This is a genomic window from Solibacillus sp. iso_87 (assembly GCF_056173085.1).
The window spans coordinates 779,024-796,734 of sequence record NZ_CM149656.1; the positions used below are offsets into that span (position 1 = coordinate 779,024).

19 protein-coding genes are annotated in these 17,711 nt (G+C 36.9%); all 19 read left to right on the forward strand.

Going from position 1 to position 17,711, the window contains the following annotated elements; all coding sequences use genetic code 11:
• Positions 1 to 16: 16 nt before the first annotated feature.
• The 19 genes from AC0VXV_RS03815 (at position 17) to AC0VXV_RS03905 (ending at position 17,516) form a co-directional block, all read left to right on the forward strand.
• On the forward strand, positions 17 to 691 hold the full coding sequence (locus AC0VXV_RS03815; RefSeq protein WP_008407366.1) for a response regulator: 675 nt from the start codon (positions 17 to 19) through the stop codon (positions 689 to 691).
• 299 nt (positions 692 to 990) lie between these two features.
• On the forward strand, positions 991 to 1,506 hold the full coding sequence (locus AC0VXV_RS03820; RefSeq protein ID WP_475530416.1) for a nuclear transport factor 2 family protein: 516 nt from the start codon (positions 991 to 993) through the stop codon (positions 1,504 to 1,506).
• 176 nt (positions 1,507 to 1,682) lie between these two features.
• A complete protein-coding gene (locus AC0VXV_RS03825) occupies positions 1,683 to 2,525 on the forward strand; it encodes a DegV family protein (protein ID WP_475530417.1) in 843 nt (280 codons plus the stop codon).
• A 955-nt stretch (positions 2,526 to 3,480) separates the two neighbouring features.
• Positions 3,481 to 4,587, forward strand: a complete 1,107-nt coding sequence (locus tag AC0VXV_RS03830; protein ID WP_475530418.1) for an ATP-dependent helicase ComFA — start codon at positions 3,481 to 3,483, stop codon at positions 4,585 to 4,587.
• The gene (locus AC0VXV_RS03835; RefSeq protein WP_475530419.1) at positions 4,580 to 5,185 is read left to right on the forward strand and encodes a ComF family protein; all 606 of its coding nucleotides are present in this window, start codon (positions 4,580 to 4,582) and stop codon (positions 5,183 to 5,185) included. Before AC0VXV_RS03830 ends, AC0VXV_RS03835 begins: the two co-directional genes overlap by 8 nt.
• A 47-nt stretch (positions 5,186 to 5,232) precedes the next feature.
• Complete coding sequence (locus AC0VXV_RS03840; RefSeq protein ID WP_475530420.1) at positions 5,233 to 5,643, forward strand: TIGR03826 family flagellar region protein; 411 nt, start codon at positions 5,233 to 5,235, stop codon at positions 5,641 to 5,643.
• Positions 5,644 to 5,812: 169 nt separating this feature from the next.
• Positions 5,813 to 6,073, forward strand: a complete 261-nt coding sequence (flgM, locus tag AC0VXV_RS03845) for a flagellar biosynthesis anti-sigma factor FlgM (RefSeq protein ID WP_475530421.1) — start codon at positions 5,813 to 5,815, stop codon at positions 6,071 to 6,073.
• Positions 6,074 to 6,105: 32 nt separating this feature from the next.
• Positions 6,106 to 6,609, forward strand: a complete 504-nt coding sequence (locus tag AC0VXV_RS03850) for a flagellar protein FlgN (RefSeq protein ID WP_475530422.1) — start codon at positions 6,106 to 6,108, stop codon at positions 6,607 to 6,609.
• 102 nt (positions 6,610 to 6,711) lie between these two features.
• On the forward strand, positions 6,712 to 8,253 hold the full coding sequence (gene flgK / locus AC0VXV_RS03855) for a flagellar hook-associated protein FlgK (RefSeq protein WP_475530423.1): 1,542 nt from the start codon (positions 6,712 to 6,714) through the stop codon (positions 8,251 to 8,253).
• A 28-nt stretch (positions 8,254 to 8,281) separates the two neighbouring features.
• Entirely contained in the window at positions 8,282 to 9,205 is a 924-nt protein-coding gene (flgL, locus tag AC0VXV_RS03860; protein ID WP_475530424.1) for a flagellar hook-associated protein FlgL, read from the forward strand.
• Between the two features lie 356 nt (positions 9,206 to 9,561).
• Positions 9,562 to 10,128, forward strand: coding sequence for a DUF6470 family protein (locus AC0VXV_RS03865; RefSeq protein WP_475530425.1), 567 nt, complete (start codon positions 9,562 to 9,564; stop codon positions 10,126 to 10,128).
• 14 nt (positions 10,129 to 10,142) lie between these two features.
• Positions 10,143 to 10,586: a flagellar assembly protein FliW gene (gene fliW, locus AC0VXV_RS03870; protein WP_475530426.1), complete on the forward strand. Its 444-nt coding sequence runs from the start codon at positions 10,143 to 10,145 to the stop codon at positions 10,584 to 10,586.
• Positions 10,587 to 10,805 carry a carbon storage regulator CsrA gene (gene csrA, locus AC0VXV_RS03875; protein WP_475530427.1) on the forward strand — a complete coding sequence of 73 codons (219 nt, stop codon included), beginning with the start codon at positions 10,587 to 10,589 and terminating at the stop codon, positions 10,803 to 10,805.
• Positions 10,806 to 11,023: 218 nt separating this feature from the next.
• Positions 11,024 to 11,944: a flagellin Hag gene (gene hag / locus AC0VXV_RS03880; protein WP_475530428.1), complete on the forward strand. Its 921-nt coding sequence runs from the start codon at positions 11,024 to 11,026 to the stop codon at positions 11,942 to 11,944.
• A 166-nt stretch (positions 11,945 to 12,110) separates the two neighbouring features.
• Entirely contained in the window at positions 12,111 to 13,805 is a 1,695-nt protein-coding gene (locus AC0VXV_RS03885) for a motility associated factor glycosyltransferase family protein (protein WP_475530429.1), read from the forward strand.
• Between the two features lie 4 nt (positions 13,806 to 13,809).
• Positions 13,810 to 14,157: a hypothetical protein gene (locus AC0VXV_RS03890; RefSeq protein ID WP_475530430.1), complete on the forward strand. Its 348-nt coding sequence runs from the start codon at positions 13,810 to 13,812 to the stop codon at positions 14,155 to 14,157.
• Positions 14,157 to 15,317, forward strand: a complete 1,161-nt coding sequence (locus tag AC0VXV_RS03895; RefSeq protein ID WP_475530431.1) for a motility associated factor glycosyltransferase family protein — start codon at positions 14,157 to 14,159, stop codon at positions 15,315 to 15,317. The genes AC0VXV_RS03890 and AC0VXV_RS03895 overlap by 1 nt, the downstream gene beginning before the upstream one ends.
• Before the next feature lie 132 nt (positions 15,318 to 15,449).
• A complete protein-coding gene (gene pseB / locus AC0VXV_RS03900; protein ID WP_475530432.1) occupies positions 15,450 to 16,415 on the forward strand; it encodes a UDP-N-acetylglucosamine 4,6-dehydratase (inverting) in 966 nt (321 codons plus the stop codon).
• An 87-nt stretch (positions 16,416 to 16,502) separates the two neighbouring features.
• Positions 16,503 to 17,516, forward strand: coding sequence for a TylF/MycF/NovP-related O-methyltransferase (locus AC0VXV_RS03905; RefSeq protein WP_475530433.1), 1,014 nt, complete (start codon positions 16,503 to 16,505; stop codon positions 17,514 to 17,516).
• The last annotated feature ends 195 nt before the right edge of the window (positions 17,517 to 17,711 follow it).

The window sequence follows — 17,711 nt, forward strand, 5'->3', positions numbered from 1 at the left end:
TCCAGGGGGTTTCGAAATGACGAAAATTATTATTGTAGATGATCACCAATTATTCCGTGAAGGGGTAAAACGTATTTTAGATTTTGAAGACACATTCGAAGTAGTTGCTGAAGGTGATGACGGCACAGATATCGTTAACTTATATGAACAAAACGAACCAGATGTTGTATTAATGGATATTAATATGCCGGGTAAAAACGGTGTTGAGGCAACAGCTGATTTAATCGCTGTATATCCGGATGCAAAAGTAATGGTATTATCAATTCATGATGACGAATCATATGTAACACACGCATTAAAATCAGGTGCACTTGGCTATATGCTGAAAGAAATGGATGCCGATGAAATCGTTGAAGCAATCAAGGTTGTTTCTAACGGTGGTTCTTACCTGCACCCGAAAGTAACAAAAAATCTAGTTGCGGAATTCCGTCGTCTATCAGAGCACGAAAACAAAGGCAATTTCCATCAAACAGAAATTCGCCGTCCATTCCACTTATTAACGAAGCGTGAATGTGAAGTGCTTCAATTATTAACAGATGGCCAATCAAACCGTACAATCGGCGAGACATTATTCATCTCGGAAAAAACGGTTAAAAACCATGTATCAAGTATTTTACAAAAAATGAATGTTAATGACCGTACACAAGCAGTTGTAACAGCAATCAAAAATGGCTGGGTAGAAGTACGTTAATTACATATTAAGCGTTAAACAAGGATGCGATTTTTGTATCCTTGTTTTTATTTTTGCATATTATTTCCGATTAATAAATAGTTTTAGTCGTGTACTCTATGAAACATCTGTGAACAAGTTTCGTCCTAATGTTTTGAAGGCGATAGTAAATAATTCGAATGTCGAAATTTTAGTTTTGATAAAGAAATTATCGGTCTTCAATGATATTTGTATAAAAAAACATCATCTCATGCTATTTTGAACAAGATGGGTTTTTCCAATATTGTGTGCTAAAATGTTTTGCGGGAGGTTGTAAAATTATGAAAAAATGGTTGGTAGCTGTACTGGCGGTTTTTGTACTGGCAGCTTGCGGGGATAAAGAAGACGCATCACCTGAAAATCTGCAGAAAACAATCGACGAAGGTACGGTTGGTTTTGAACTGATGGGAGATTCAATTCAGGAAGCGGAAGATGTCCCGGAAGAGGAAAAAAATAATATTATATCTGCATTTAATGAATATATTGCAGCCTTTAATGAAAAAGATTTAGAACGTTATAAAAATATAATTTCAAAAAATGCGACGGGCTTTAATTATGATGAAGACATCGAAGCGGTTTCCGACGTGTTCAATCAATATGATGTAAAACGTACGGCCGAAGATATTACGATTGTAAAATACAGTGGCAATGAAGCCCAAGTATTTTCCAATTTAACGACAGAAACGAAAGAAATCGATACAGGGGCAGAATTATCCGGTGTCGGCCGCCAAGTAACAGTATTGAAGAAGGAAGACGGTTGGAAAGTTTCGAGCATCTATTATATCGGCAGTGAATAAAAACTTATCTTATATAATATATAGTAAAAACATCTTGCACAAATTGATGCCAAGATGTTTTTTTCATATAGCGATGCAGTTGTAAAAGTAGGAAGTTCCCAATAAGAATGGTAAATTACCGTTCACAATTATAGCGAGTTCCTGTAAACTAGTGAACATAGGAGAGTGGGAGAGCGATGAAAACAGCAATTGTTACAGATAGTACAGCCTATTTAACACTTGAAGAACGAAATTCGTACAATGTCCATATGATTCCTCTAAGTGTTAACATTGAAGGAACATTTTACGATGAAGAAATCGATATTACAGCTTCAGAATTTTACGACCGTGTACGCGGGGCAGCAGAGTTTCCGAAAACAACGCAACCGTCTGTCGGAAAGTTTGTCGAGCTTTATGAAACTTTAGGAAAAGATTATGATGAAATTGTAACGATTCACTTATCAAGCGGAATTAGCGGAACTTTCCAAGGTGCTGTCCAAGCGGGCGCAATGGTGGAAGGTGTGAACGTTCACGCATTTGATTCGGAAGTTGCAGCCTACTTGCAGGGTTTCTATGTAAAAGAAGCTGGGAAATTAGCATTGGAAGGCGCTTCAGCCGAACAAATTATGGCACATTTAAACGACCTGAAGCCTACGATGGATGAATATATTATCGTCGATGATCTGCAGCATCTGCAGCGTGGCGGTCGGTTGTCTGCAGCAGCGGCATTAATCGGTGGTTTGCTTCAGGTAAAACCGATTTTAACATTCGAGAACAAAGTAATCGTCCCGTTCGAAAAAATCCGTACACGCAAAAAAGCAATACGCCGAGTGGAAGAGCAATTAGCATCTGCAGTCCAAAAGCACGGCGCCCTTCAAGCCACAGTGATTCACGCCAACTGTGAGGATGAGGCACGCGAATGGATGAATGCATTAGCTGCCGAGTATCCAACAGTAGATTTCACGCTCAGCTATTTCGGCCCGGTTGTCGGCACACACCTAGGTGAAGGTGCAATGGCGATGGGATGGATTAAGAAATAATTTTGTTTTAGGCTTAACAGTCACTACTTCTTAGGGAGGGTGGCTGTTTTTTGTTTTGTAGTGGGGGCGGCTGGGTCGGTGTGACGGCTGGGTCGGAATTAGAAGTTAGTGGGTGGGTGGAAGGTGGAATGCCGGCCGTAAAAAGTAGAAAGTTCTGGGCTTAAAGTGGAACATGAACGGGGAAAAGTAGAAACTTTCGGTTGAGAAGTAGAACTGGCTGTCGCTATTAGAAGTTCGTGGGTGGAAAGTAGAATATCCTCGCGTGAAAGTAGAAAGTTCTGAGCTGAAAGTGGAACGAAACAGCGGAAAGTGGAAAGTATTGCGAGAGAAGTAGAACAGGTGTCGCGGTTATTTGAAGATCGTAGCTGGAAAGAGAAAGTTCTAAGATGAAAGTAGAACATTCGAGATGAAAAATAGAAAGTTTTGAATCAAAAGTGGAACACGAGCGGGGGAATGTAGAATTCGAGTCCTAAAAAGTAAAATAGCAACGGATTATAGAAACGGGGGTCTCCAAAAACAGCCTTGCATCAAAGATCTGAATTGCACCGTAAACATGATTAAATAACCAAACTTAGTAAAGGAGCGTAATAGAATGTCCACAACAACAAACTCCATAAAAAAGCGCTATCGACTTCTTAAACCCTTAATATCAAATCTCTCCATTGTCTCACGCAAACCTAATTCTGCAACCCACACCCGCTACTCCGGACTCATACCCGAACCGGCAATCGAAAACTTCTTCACCGGCCGAATTTGGTCACGGCGCCACACACCATTTCTTCAACAGAAAATCGACACCTATATCAAATGCGGCTATTTTGAAACAACCCCAGCTGTCATCACAGACCCCAAACTTATTTGTCGGCGTTGTCAATGTGAACAACCACATAAATTCGTTTCCTTTCACTGTGCGAAGTGTCAAAAAATCTGTCACTATTGTCGGTACTGTATTACGATGGGGCGTATGTGTAGCTGTGATGAATTAATTCTCTGGAAAGGAACGGAAATCCGAAAACAGAAAACCCGAGTTCAATTTGCTTGGACGGGCAATCTCACCCCACGCCAGCAAAAAGCAGCGAACGAACTGGCGCATAGTATTTCGCAAAACAGAAATCATCTCTTACAAGCTGTTTGTGGGGCAGGAAAAACGGAGATTCTATTTGCCGCAATTTACGATTCGCTTAAAGCAGGGAAAAGAGTTTGTGTGGCAACACCAAGAACAGATGTCGTCTTGGAATTGTATCCTCGTTTTCTGCAAGTGTTCCAAAAAATTACGATTCATGCGCTATATGGAGGCGCAGAAAATAACACCCAGTTTGCGCAGCTTGTTCTTGCGACGACTCATCAGCTGTACCGGTTTGAGAATGCGTTTGATGTCATGATTGTCGATGAAGCGGATGCCTTTCCATACACTTATGATGATGCATTGCAACGTGCGGTCATGAAAGCGAAAAAAGCGGATGCCCCGATTGCATTTGTGACAGCTACTCCCTCAAACAAACTGCTACTTCAGCAAAAAAGAGAAGACTGGGGCTACTCATTTATCGCAAGGAGATTCCATGGACATGCCTTACCGGTTCCGAGATTCGATTCACTTTGGAATTATGAAAAAGTATTTCAGAAAAATAAAATCCCTCAAAAGCTCCAGACTTGGCTTAACCAAAGGCTCCAGCAAAATGAGCCGTTCCTCATCTTCTTCCCGACAATCGAATTAATGGAACAAGCAACACCCCTGTTTCAAAAAATAGAAACTACTATTGAAAGTGTCCATTCCGAAGACCCGGATCGAAAAGAAAAAGTCCTACAACTGCGCAATGAACAGCGAAAAGGCCTGCTGACGACGACGATATTGGAACGTGGAATCACAATAAAAAATGTCCAGGTTGCAGTAGCGGGAGCAGAAAATCCGGTCTTCACATCCAGTGCGCTTATTCAAATTAGCGGAAGAGTCGGAAGGAATATTCAGTATCCGACGGGGGACATCGTATTTTTCCACCATGGTATCACAATGGAAATGGACCGGGCAAGAAATAAAATATTGGAGATGAATCGCCATGAATAAGCCGGTACAAAATTGCCTTATATGCGATCGTGAGCTCCATCAAGGCATCGGCTGGAAGGAACTGCTCCTTAACACACTGCCTCAAACAATTTGCCTGCGCTGTGAACAACGCTTTCAACGAATCGAGCAGCAACAGGAAGATGGAGTCGTATCTTTATTTCATTATAATGAAGCAATGAAAGATTATTTGCACCGTTATAAGTTCCTGCACGACGTACTCCTTGCTAAAGTATTCAATAAAATCCTCCATGAACAGCTCGAAAAAGAAACCCGCCTCATTATTCCGATTCCAATGCACCCCGAAAACTTGCGACTAAGAACATTTGCACATATTGATGAATTACTAAAGGCAGCGAATATTCCGTTTGCCCACCATCTAACAAAGCTTTCGGATGAGCAGCAATCACTTAAAACAAGAGAAGAGCGACTAAAAACACCACAACTTTTTGAAGTTATCCATCACGCTGCAATAAAAGATAAAAATTTACTCGTAGTTGACGATATTTATACTACAGGGACAACATTAAACCATGCGAAAAAGGTACTGCTCGAAGCCGGTGCGAAAACAGTGGACGGATTTACATTAATCCATGGGTAAAATAAAGAACCTATTAATAAAAAAAAGAGAATTGAGGAGGGCTAAAAATGGCTGAATTAAGAAACTGCCCGGTATGTAATGCTTTTTTTAACTACACAGGCTTGAGAGAAGTTTGCCATAACTGTGCACAAAAGGAAGAGGATCTGTATCAGGAGGTGTATCGTTTCCTTCGCAAGCGTGAAAACCGTGCAGCAAATGTGGACCGTATTGTGGAGGCGACAGGGGTTGAGCGTGACTTGCTTTATAAATGGGTGCGAAAAGGACGTTTACACCCAGCGATGTTTCCGAATCTTGGATACCCATGTGATAACTGCGGAAAGATAACAAACTCAGGGAAGTTATGCGAAAAATGTCAAAATGATTTAAAATCAGAGTTGCGAACATTTGATGCCGCAAAAGAGTTTCGCGATGATATTCAACGTCGTGAACGTGCAACATACCTTTCCGGAAAAAAATAATTGCCTAAAACGGAGTCGTTTGAATAGGACTTCGTTTTTATTTTTCGTAAAATGAGCATAATAATATACTCCATAAGTCCAGTTTTTTGCGATAAAGCATAAACAATCCGCTAAAGCAGTCGAAATATAAAATAGACATAGCTTTTAATTTGAGAGGAGGTCTATAAAGATGAAGATTAATCCAATCGGTTTGCAAGCGATCAATAATTACAATAAGCAAGCACGTCCTGTAAAAACATCAGAAACTCAAAAAACATTTGCAGACCACATCGAAATTTCAACAAAAGCGAAAGAGATGCAAGCGAATTCGACCTATGCAAATGAACGTGCAGAGCGTTTGAAAAAGATTAAGGAAGACATTGATTCAGGAAATTACAAAGTAGACGCAAAGCAGGTTGCTGAAGACATGCTGAAATTTTACCGCGGTTAATAACTGAAAAACAACAAGGGAGCGCTAAATACATGTCAATTGCCACGATTGTCGTCACGTTGGAGAAGCTAGAGAAAATGCATAAGAGTCTGCTGGAACTAGCACTTGCGAAAACGGAATACATTAAGCAAGGGGATATGGAAAAGCTTGATCAGCTCATCAAAAACGAACAGGCACATGTAGCGGCGATTAACACACTTGAACAACAGCGTCAGGCGATGGTAACGGATTACCTCCGAGCAAAAGGAATTGCTCTCACTGACACACCGTCTGTTGCCGATGTGATAACGACCGCTGAAAATAATGAATCCACTGAAGAATTGGTTAATGTACGCGAACGGTTAGTAGCGTTGCTGAATCAATTAAAAATGCAAAACGAATTAAATCAGAAACTGGTCATGAACTCACTGCAGTTTATCAACATTACATTGGATGCAATGCGCCCGCAGCGTACGGAACAGTTCAATTATTCCGGTACGGCAATCCGCGGAAATGCAGAGGTTGCGAAACGTTCATTCAATGAATTTAAAGCCTAATCGCATGTAAGCTTCCGCATGCTGCGGGGGCAGTACATGCGTTTTTTTATGGAGAGAATCGCGAATTTTTGATACAAACACACTTAAAAGGGAGGTCCTACAATGCGTTCAACATTTATGGGACTTGAAGCAAGCAAGCGCGGTTTATACACGCAGCAATCGGCGCTTTACACGACAGGACATAATATTTCAAATGCTAACACACTCGGCTATTCTCGCCAACGCGTCAATATGGAAACAACACCGGGATTTCCAAGTCCGGGTTTAAATACAGGTAAAACAGCAGGCCATATCGGGACAGGGGTGCAGGCGCATTCAGTACAGCGTATTCGGGATGAATTTATCGACCGCCAATATCGCCAAGAAACAAATAAATTAGGTTACTGGCAATCGACAACAAAATCAATCTCTCAAATGGAAGATATTATGTCCGAACCTTCTGAATTTGGGCTGAACCAGGCATTTACTGAATTTTGGAAATCGATGGAAGACATCGTGACCAATCCAAAAGATACAGCAGCACGCCAAGTAATGATTTCAAAAGGTCAATCTTTGGCAGAATCATTTAACTATATCGATGCTCAGCTAAAGCAAATTCAAGGAAATATCGGGAATGAAATTAATGTAAAAACGAAAGAAGTTAATAATATTTTAAAGCAAATTGCTGATTTAAATGCTCAAATTCAAGCGGTAGAGCCAAATGGTTATATGCCGAATGACCTTTATGATGCACGTGATGTACTAGTGGATAAGTTAAACGAAATAATTCCCGTATCAATCACCACTGAAAAATCTGGTGGTAATGCGTTAGCAATTGCAGAAGGGAGCATGACAATTTCCTTTAAAACAACAGACGGCCAATCGATTACTCTTGTTAAAGGGAAAGAATATGCAGCACTATCGACGAATAATGCAACAGGCGCAATTACAGGTGATGTAGATGCGAATGGTGAATATTCAGAGTTCGATAACATTTCTATTTCGGGATTGTCAAGTAATCACGAGAAAAATCCACCGACAGCTAATGTTGCAACAGTGAATTATAATCAGCTTGAATCTTCAAAAGGTTCGTTAGTATCGTTGATTGACGCTTTTGGTCACAGTAACGGAGAAGGCATCTATCCCGAGATGTTATCACAATTAGATCTTTTGGCAAGTGAATTTATTGAGAAATTCAATGCAGTACATGAAGACGGATTTGATTTAAATGGAGACAAAGGTAAGCCATTCTTCTCGGGCACTTCAGCGAAGGATTTTAAAGTTGTTATTACAGAACCAAGTGAAGTTGCTGCTTCTAGTGAGGAAAACGAAGAAGGTAACAACCAAAACATGTTAAATCTTTCTGAATTACAATCCAAAGTTCAAACAGCACTACAAGGTGGTACGTTCCAATCCTTCTATAAATCTTTAATTGGTGATTTAGGAGTTAAAGGTCAACAAGCAGTAACATTGGAATATAACTCAATAACTTTGAGTTTACAAATTGAAAACAATCGTGCATCCCATAACTCAGTGTCACTTGACGAAGAGATGACGAATATGATTACTTTCCAACAAGCCTACAACGCCAACGCACGTATGATTACTGTTATCGACGAAACATTAGACAAAATCATTAACGGGATGGGCCGTGCAGGTTTATAATCCATACTAGAAAGAAGGGAATAATACGATGCGCGTAACACAATCGATGCTCTCTAGTAATATGCTTCGTAATTTAAATAATAGTTATAATAAAATGGCTAAATACCAAGAACAATTAAATTCAGGCAGTATAATTAACCGACCTTCCGATGATCCAGTAGTAGCTGTAAAAGGAATGGGATATCGCGTTGATCTAGATAAAAATGCACAATACCAACGCAATATGCGCGAAGCAAATACATGGTTAGATTCAACAGATGAAGCGTTAAATCAAGTAGGGACATCTCTTATTCGTGTAAAAGAGTTAATTGTTCAAGCAGCGAATGACACAAACACTACCGAGGATCGTCAAAAAATCAACCAGGAAATTTCGCAAATCAAACAACATATTCAAGATTTAGGTAACACAAAAGTTGGGGAAAATTATATTTTCTCCGGTACGCATACTAGTAGCCCATTGTTTGATGAAAATGGTGAAATTCAAAATGGTCCTAACTTCACGGGATTGGGTAAGGGAATTGAGATTAATGTATTCGATGGAATCTCAATGCCTATTAATGTAACGGGCGCAGAAGTATTTGGAGAAGTAAATACCTTCATGAATGAGCTCGATATTCTTTTGAATAACGGAGCTACAGGTGAAGAAATTGGGAATACACTGGGTTTCGACAATGCTGCTGGAGGAGATCCTAAAATTTTAGGGCTTGATTCACTAAATGAAAAGGTATTAGTTAAGCGTGCGGAAGTCGGCGCAAAGCAAAACCGTGTTGAGCTAATGGAAAGCCGCCTGCAGATGCAGGAAGTAAACGTAACAAAGCAAATGTCTGAAAACGAAGATACAGATTACGCAAAAACGATTACAGAGATGGTAACAGCTGAAGCTATCCATCAAGCTGCCCTCTCTGTAGGCGCCAAAATTATTCAGCAAACTCTAGTAGATTTCATCCGTTAATGAAATCTACTAGAGTTCTGCGCCGAAAGCAAAGCGGCAGGCGCAAACATAATTAATTTAATAGTAGATTTCATCCGTTAATGAAATCTACTAGAGTTCTGCGCCGAAAGCAAAGCGGCAGGCGCAAACATAATTAATTTAATAGTAGATTTCATCCGTTAATGAAATCTACTAGAGTTCTGCGCCGAAAGCAAAGCGGCAGGCGCAAACATAATTAATTTAATAGTAGATTTCATCCGTTAATGAAATCTACTAGAGTTCTGAACTCGGAATATTGCGTAAAATAAAGAAAATACTTATAAACAAAGCGTTTGGATAATCTCCAAACGCTTTTATTGAAAAAGGGAGGAACAAGGATGCGATTCCCGCAAATTCAAATATCAAAAACTGATATTCAAATGGATTATTCAATTACGAAGCCTTTCCAACGAATTCAACAACCACAAGCAGACTTAAGTATATCCCAGCCAGCAGCAACAGTCGAAATCAATACGACTAATGCACGTCTCAATATTAATATGGATCAAATGTGGCGTGATTTAGGGATGAAACCGGTAGGGGAATTCATTAAAGAATATGCACAAATGGGACGCCAAGAAATGTTGAAGGGGATGTCTAGGAGAATGGGGGAAGGACGTCAAATGATGATGAGCGCCGGAAAAGAACAAGGACGTTCGACGATTCAAAATATCGCGAAGCAAAATCATGGTCCCGAACGGCCAGGTCCATATAATATTAAGTTTATTCCGTCCGTCGGCTCAGTAAAAGTAAACATTACACCAGGAACAACAGATATTAACATTCAGCGAAACGAACCGAAAATTGTCGTAAAGGTGAACAAGCCGCAAATGGACTTCACTTATGGGGAAGTCAGTGGGAAAATGATGGTAAGGCCGGCTGTACAAATTGATGTCGTCGGTTAAAAGGAGCGGAATACATGAACATTAAAACAAAATTCTTAGGCGAAGTTGAAATAGATCAGTCAGAAATACTTACATTTGAAAATGGTTTACCCGGCTTTCAAGAATATACGAAATTCATCCTTTTAGGCTTAGATGAAGATTTACCTATTGCATTATTACAGTCTACAGAAGATGAAAGAATCGGTTTTGTAGTAGGGTATCCATTTGCTTTTAAACAAGATTATGCATTTGTTTTAAGTGAAGAAGATAAAAAACAGTTACAGTTGAAAGAAGAGAATGAAGTAGCGACATATACAGTCATTACATTGAAAGACAACTTCTCGGATTCTACAATTAATCTACTTGCCCCAATTGTTATTAATATGAAACAAAGGCTAGGCAAACAAATTGTCCTACAGGATAGCGATAAGTATCCGCTGCGTTATGAAATCGCTATAGCTAAAGGAAGTGGGAAATAAATGTTAGTCTTATCACGTAAAAAAGGCGAAACGATTATGATTGGTGAACAAATTGAAGTGAAAGTTATTTCAGTTGAAGGGGACCAAGTAAAGCTTGGAATAGTAGCTCCAAAGTCTGTGAAAGTGCATCGCTCAGAAGTATATGAAGCTATTCAGCAGCAGAATAGAGAGGCGTTGGCTAGTTCGGTTGATGCATTGAAGCAGTTTAAGCTTAAGTAGTAATAGGGGGAAGTCTTGTTAAAGTTATTGGACAAGGGAAATTTTTATTAGATAGTATTTCGATTTTTCCTAAATAAATATAAAAAATCTATATAAAACTATTAAACATTTAAAACTAGATACGATATATATACTGTAAGGCAGAGCGCTAGCTAAAGCCAAGCTTTCCCACAAGGACGTGGGTCATAAAACATAAAAAATTCAAGGAGGAATTCCAAATGAGAATTCAACACAACATTTCAGCTTTAAACACACACCGTAACCTAGGCTTCAACAACGCTCAAGCTTCTAAAAACCTTGAGAAATTATCTTCTGGTTACAAAATCAACCGTGCTGGGGATGACGCTGCAGGTTTAGCAATCTCTGAAAAAATGCGTGGCCAAATCCGTGGTTTAGATATGGCAACGAAAAACGCACAAGATTCAGTATCTTTAATCCAAACTGCTGAGGGTGCATTAAACGAGACTCATGCTATTTTACAACGTATGCGTGAATTAGCAGTACAATCTTCAAACGATACAAACGTTTCTTCTGACCGTGCAGCCTTACAATTGGAGATTAACTCTTTATCTGAAGAAATCACTCGTATTTCTACAGACACTGAGTTCAATACACAAAAATTATTAACTGGTTCATTCGGTGGTTTTGGTACTGGTCAAAATTTCAATCCTAAATCTGCAACAACTAAAACTGGTGGTAAGATATTCCATATTGGTGCGAATTCAGGTCAATCAATTAAATTATCAATCGGTAATATGTCAGCAACAGCTTTAGGTGTTAATGCGTTAACTTCACCGCTAACAACTGAAGTAGGAAAAACTGCTTCTTATGGTGGTGGTATTAACATCACTTCTCAATCAGGTGCAGATAACTCAATTTCAGTAATCGATAAAGCACTTAGCCGTGTATCATTAACTCGTGCATCTTTAGGTGCGGTACAAAACCGTTTAGAGCACACAATCAACAACTTAGGTGCTACGTCTGAAAACTTAACAGCTGCTGAATCTCGTATCCGTGATACAGATATGGCAAAAGAAATGATGGGCTTCACGAAGAATAATATCTTAATGCAAGCTGCACAATCTATGTTAGCGCAAGCTAACCAACAGCCACAAGGCGTATTACAATTATTAGGTTAATAATAGTTGGATTCTAAAACCTCTAGCTTAGGCTAGGGGTTTTTTCTTGATAAAAAATTTTATAGAAGTAACTATAAGAAATAAGTAATTATTATTATTTGAGATGAAAATCTCCTATTCTAAATAATAAAGAGATAACGACGATAATAAAAAAGAGGTGAGCGAGTTGACTTATAATGTAGAAATATTAAAAGCAAAATCAGGAATTAATACTTTGAAAATAAATAATCAATATATACATAGTAGTTACGATCCCATCAAAGAAGCTGAACGTTTAGCACAACAGAAGTATGTTCCGCATCAAGCACATATTATCTTTGGTTATGGTTGCGGTTACTTAGTAAATGCAGTTGCGAGTTTTCGTAAGTATAATGAAATAATAATCGTTGTAGAACCTTTACTCGAGAGGAAAGAAATAATCGTAGAAGAGTTACCTTCGAATACAATTATCTTTGGAAAAGATGTTTTAGATAACTTTGAATTTTATTTGAGCGAGTTTACGGTAGATTACCGTATTGCTTATAATGTGATTTGTCTAACAAAGTACGATAACCTTTTTACGAAAGATTATAAGTTACTACTTTCAAAGGTGAAAGATGTTCAAATAAAAAATCAAATTAATGATATAACTTCAATTTACTTCTCTAAAGATTGGCAAAAGAACTTTTTAGAGAACATTTACCACTTGTCTAATGATTTAAGTCTAAATGAATTAAGAAATATATATTCAGCACCAGTTGTAATAGCCTCAGGTGGACCATCCTTGAATAAGCAGTTAAGTATTTTGAAAAAGTATAGAAATCAAATTATTTTAATTGCTGCGGGTTCAACTATTAATTCTTTACTGAAAGCTGAGATTGAACCGGATTATGTAGTTTCAATAGACGGTGGAATCCCGAATTATAATCATTTTAAAAGTTTAAAGTTAGAGAAGACTCAACTTATTTATACTATGCAAAATCATCCTGGTGTTCGAGAAGCTTTTCAAAGAGAGGGATTTGCGGTCGATTTAAAGGGTCACCCACTCTTTTCGAAATATATAAAAGAAAAGCTGAATGTGAATTTACCTTTATTTGAAGGTGGAGGAACTGTAGCGCATATTGCTTTTTCTGTGGCACAGTTTATTACTAGTGGACCAATTGCATTAATTGGTCAGGATCTAGCCTATACAAATAATGAATCCCATGCGGCTGCTAATGCAGGGAGTAGGGAATTAACAGAAGCCTATTTAGAAAAAAAGCGCGCTTTTAAGACAGAAGCATTCCATGGCGGTGAGGTTTGGACTACCCCTGTATTTTATTCAATGAAGCTTGAATTTGAGGATTTAATTAAAATTAAATATCCAGAAAATGAATTTTTTAATTGTACTGAAGGTGGACTAGTTTTACAAGGTTATAAGCAATTAAGTTTCTCTAAGTTTTGCGAAAAATTTGCTGGCACTCAAGTGAACGTAGTTGAAACAACCAATAAGAAATTAGTTAAGTATAATGCAAGTCAAATTTTATCTGGAGAATTAAGTATTTACGACAATTTAGATTCTCTTTTAGTCAATGCGATTCAATTATTAAAAGGAAATAAATCAAATCAGTTTTTTGAACAAAAAGTATTAAAAAAATTAGATGAAATTGATAAAAAACTGAATGAATATTTTAAACAACTTCCTATTGAAAGTTTATTGGCACCTATTACATTAAAAGTAATGGGCAATTATTTAGCTGAAATTGGTGAAACGAAGGAAGAGGAGTTTAATAGAGTTAAAAATCAATCATTGGATTTTTATAAAAATCTAAGAGAAGCTATTATATTCGCCAAAGAAAATACGAAGGAAATTTTAAATAAACATATGGAAAATGAGGGATAAAATAATGCAAAATGAAGTGACGGAATTAATTGAAAGTTTTAATGCCTACATATTAAAATTAGCACCTGGATGTGTTGCTATTGCAGAGCTATTAAGAAGTGATGAAATTCAAACTGCATTACAAACAATATTACAGTTTTCAGAAGGTATGTCTTGGTTAATCCAGTCTGTCGAGTTGTTGAAAGAAAATGATGTTTTCGTGAGTCTCGATATAAAAAAAATTCATGATTATTTAATAGAAGTGAATAATGGTTTAGAAATCCATGACTATGTATTAGTAGCGGATATGTTTGAATATGAAATTGCACCATTTTTTGAGCAAATTAAAATAATTGAAGGAAATCAGCATTAATGAAATGGAGAGTTTTTGATGCTAAAAATGGGGAAAAAACACTAACTTTAAATGATATTTCTATTTATAGTAAATACTCGCCCCGAAGAGATGCTTGGAAATGGGTGGATTCAGAGTTCGATGCTGATAAATCCACGTATCTACTTATTGGTTTAGGGCTAGGATATCATGCAGAGCGGTTAATTCAACTGGCTAATGGCAAGCCTGTTTATGTGTATTATTTCTCACAAGATGAATATAAACTATGTCCCATTTCTCAAGCTGTTTCAGAGATTTCTGAAGTAGATTTTTCGGATTGCCAAATTTTGATACCAAGTGTATGGATAAAGGCTTTGAAAAATCATTCCATTTTACCTTATTTGGAAGATATAAAAATAAATCAAGTATCCTATAAAAAATATGGATCTAAAATGGAATTGAATTTTTACGAGAATATTGCAAATTGTTCCGAAAAGCAAGATTACCCTGTCTACACTAAGAGGATAGCATGTTTAGTTGCTTCTGGACCATCATTGAATGACTCGATTCATTGGCTTAAAGAAATCCAATATCAGACGGATATATTTGTTGTAGGTTCAGCATTAAAACTAGTTCTAGCCCAAGATATTATGCCGGCAGGAGTAATTATTTCGGATGCTAAACAAAATATTTTAAATCAATTAATCGATACTGACTACAAAGGTCCATTGTTTTATTTGAGTACAGCAAATGAAAAAGCTGTCAAGATTCATAAAGGTCCAAAATATTTACTGTTACAATCTGGCTATCCTTTGGCTGAAAAAATGGCAGTTAAATATAATTTACCTTTGTTAGAAACAGGGGGGTCTGTTTCTACATTAAGTATTAGTCTCTTAGAATATTTTAGATTTGAAAAAATTATATTGTTTGGTCAAGATTTAGGGTTTAGTGGTAACCGGACACATGCAGATTTCTCCACATCCGGACGGACTATTACAAAGGATTTAAATGTCCAAAAAGTGATTGCAAATGATGGAAGTGAAATTTTTACTACACCTAATTTACAAACATATGCTAGGTGGATAGAACAAAAAGCGAAACGCATGAATTCAAAGCTATATACAACAGCTAAGAAAGGGACATTTCTTCCTTCTGTAGAATTAATCTTGCCATCAAACTTAAAAGAGGTTATAAAGTCATAATAATACTCTATAGAGATGTAGGTTTTTATTAATTTATATTAAATATTGTCGATATATAATTGAGATATATATAGGAGTATAATAAAAATAGTACATAAGAGACTTTTAAATCAGATAGGAGACTTCGTATTAATGGAAGTGTTAAAAGATAAAACTGTGTTAGTTACGGGCGGAACAGGATCGTTTGGTAAAAAGTTTACAAAGAGAGCATTAGAGCTAGGTGTAAAGAAAATTATCATTTTTAGTCGAGATGAATTAAAACAATATGAAATGAAGCAAGAATTCAACAATGACAAGCGCCTACGTTTCTTTATCGGCGATGTTCGTGACCAGGACCGTTTACATAGAGCATTTGATGGAGTGGACTTTGTGATACATGCGGCTGCTATGAAGCATGTGGATGCCTGTGAATATAATCCTTTTGAAGCAGTAAAAACGAATATAAATGGTGCACAAAACATAATTGAAGCAGCGATCGATAGCGGAGTAGAAAAGGTTATTGCGCTTTCAACGGACAAAGCATGTTCTCCAGTTAATTTATATGGTGCGACAAAGCTTGCATCAGATAAGTTATTTGTTGCTGCGAATTCATATGTAGGTGAGAAGGCTACTCGATTTGCTGTTGTTCGATATGGCAATGTAGTAGGAAGCCGTGGAAGTGTTGTACCTTTCTTTAAAAAAATTAAAGAAACAGGTGTTATACCAATTACAGATGAGCGTATGACACGTTTTTGGATTACTTTAGATTATGGTGTACAATTTGTACTAGAAAGTTTAGAGCGTATGCATGGTGGCGAGATTTTCGTACCAAAAATTCCAAGTATGAACATTATGGACTTAGCAAAAGCAATTGCTCCAGAGTGTAAAACTGAAATTGTTGGGATTCGTCCAGGTGAAAAGTTACATGAGGCGATGATTTTGGAAGATGATGCACGTCATACGTTAGAGTATAACTCGTATTATGTTATTCAGCCCGAGTTTCCGTTTTGGTCGAAGCAGTTTGCGGAAGGTGGGAAAGAGTTGCCTGAGGGGTTTGAGTATACTAGTGATAAGAATAAAGAGTGGCTAACAATACAACAATTAGTCGAAATGATTTAAAAATATAAAAACATTTAAAATTATTATTGAAGAAGATAATTTTGTAGATTCCTTAATAATTAGTATTAAATTGGAAGGTGGATATATTTGGAAATATTGATTTTTGGTACTAGTAAGGGTAAAGAATTAGTTGAAAGTCAGTTAAATCTTGAGACAGTCACTATCATTGGTTATTTAGACAATAAGAAAGAGATACAAAATTCAAGGATTGAAGATAAACTTGTGTTTAATCCTGAAGAAATAAAATATTTAAAATATGATGGGATTGTAATTAGTAGTTTAACTTATCAAAATGAAATGTTTGATCAGTTATTAGATTTAGGAGTACCTTTTGAGAAGATTATAATGCCACTTAGCAAAGAAAGTACTTCTTTAAGGAATTTGTCGACATTCTTATATATGAATAGTAAAAATAAGGACTTTTTGTATAAAGATACAGTTAAGCGAGAGATAAATAATTATTTAGTCTCTCAAAATATAAGTATGCGAAATGAAGAGTTAGATTTTTTTGATTTTCCAGATTATCGGCTGAAAACTGTTGATTTTGTTAGGCTTTCTACAATTGAGCTAATATCTAAAGAAATTTACCGAAACCAGGTTCCTGGAAGTATTGCGGAGCTAGGTGTCTATAAAGGAGACGTAACAAAGTTTTTAACGCAAATATTTAAAGAGAAGAAATTTTATTTGTTTGATACTTTTGAAGGTTTCAATCAGGACGATGTAAATATCGAAATAAATCAAAATTATTCTAACGCGAACCAGGGATGGTTTTCAGATACTAATGAAGAAATTGTTTTAAGTAAAGTATATAATTCAAATAATGTGAAAATAATCAAAGGATATTTCCCAGAATCAATACCCATGAACTTAGATGAGCGATTTGCATTCGTAAGTATAGATGTTGATTTGTATAAGCCCACTTTAGAGGGGTTAAAATATTTTTATGCTAACCTATCTAAAGGGGGTTACATTTTAGTTCACGATTATAATTTTGATTATTATAGTGGAGTAAAAGTTGCTGTTTCAGAGTTTTGTAAGGAGTATGGAATTACTCCTATCCCAGTAGCAGATTATTTTGGCAGTGTTATTATTTGTAAATAACTAATTTTTTGTAATGAAACAATCTCTAAAATTCAATCAGTAGTGTATTCTTTCTTGTTTCATGGTAGATAAATTAACAATACCGGTGAATGTTTAATGGATTACCCTCGGAAATGTAGCAAGTCGTTCGCGTACCGTTTTTTATTTAAAGGTTTTTTGAAGTTTGGTTTACTCATTCTGAGATTCAAAATATTA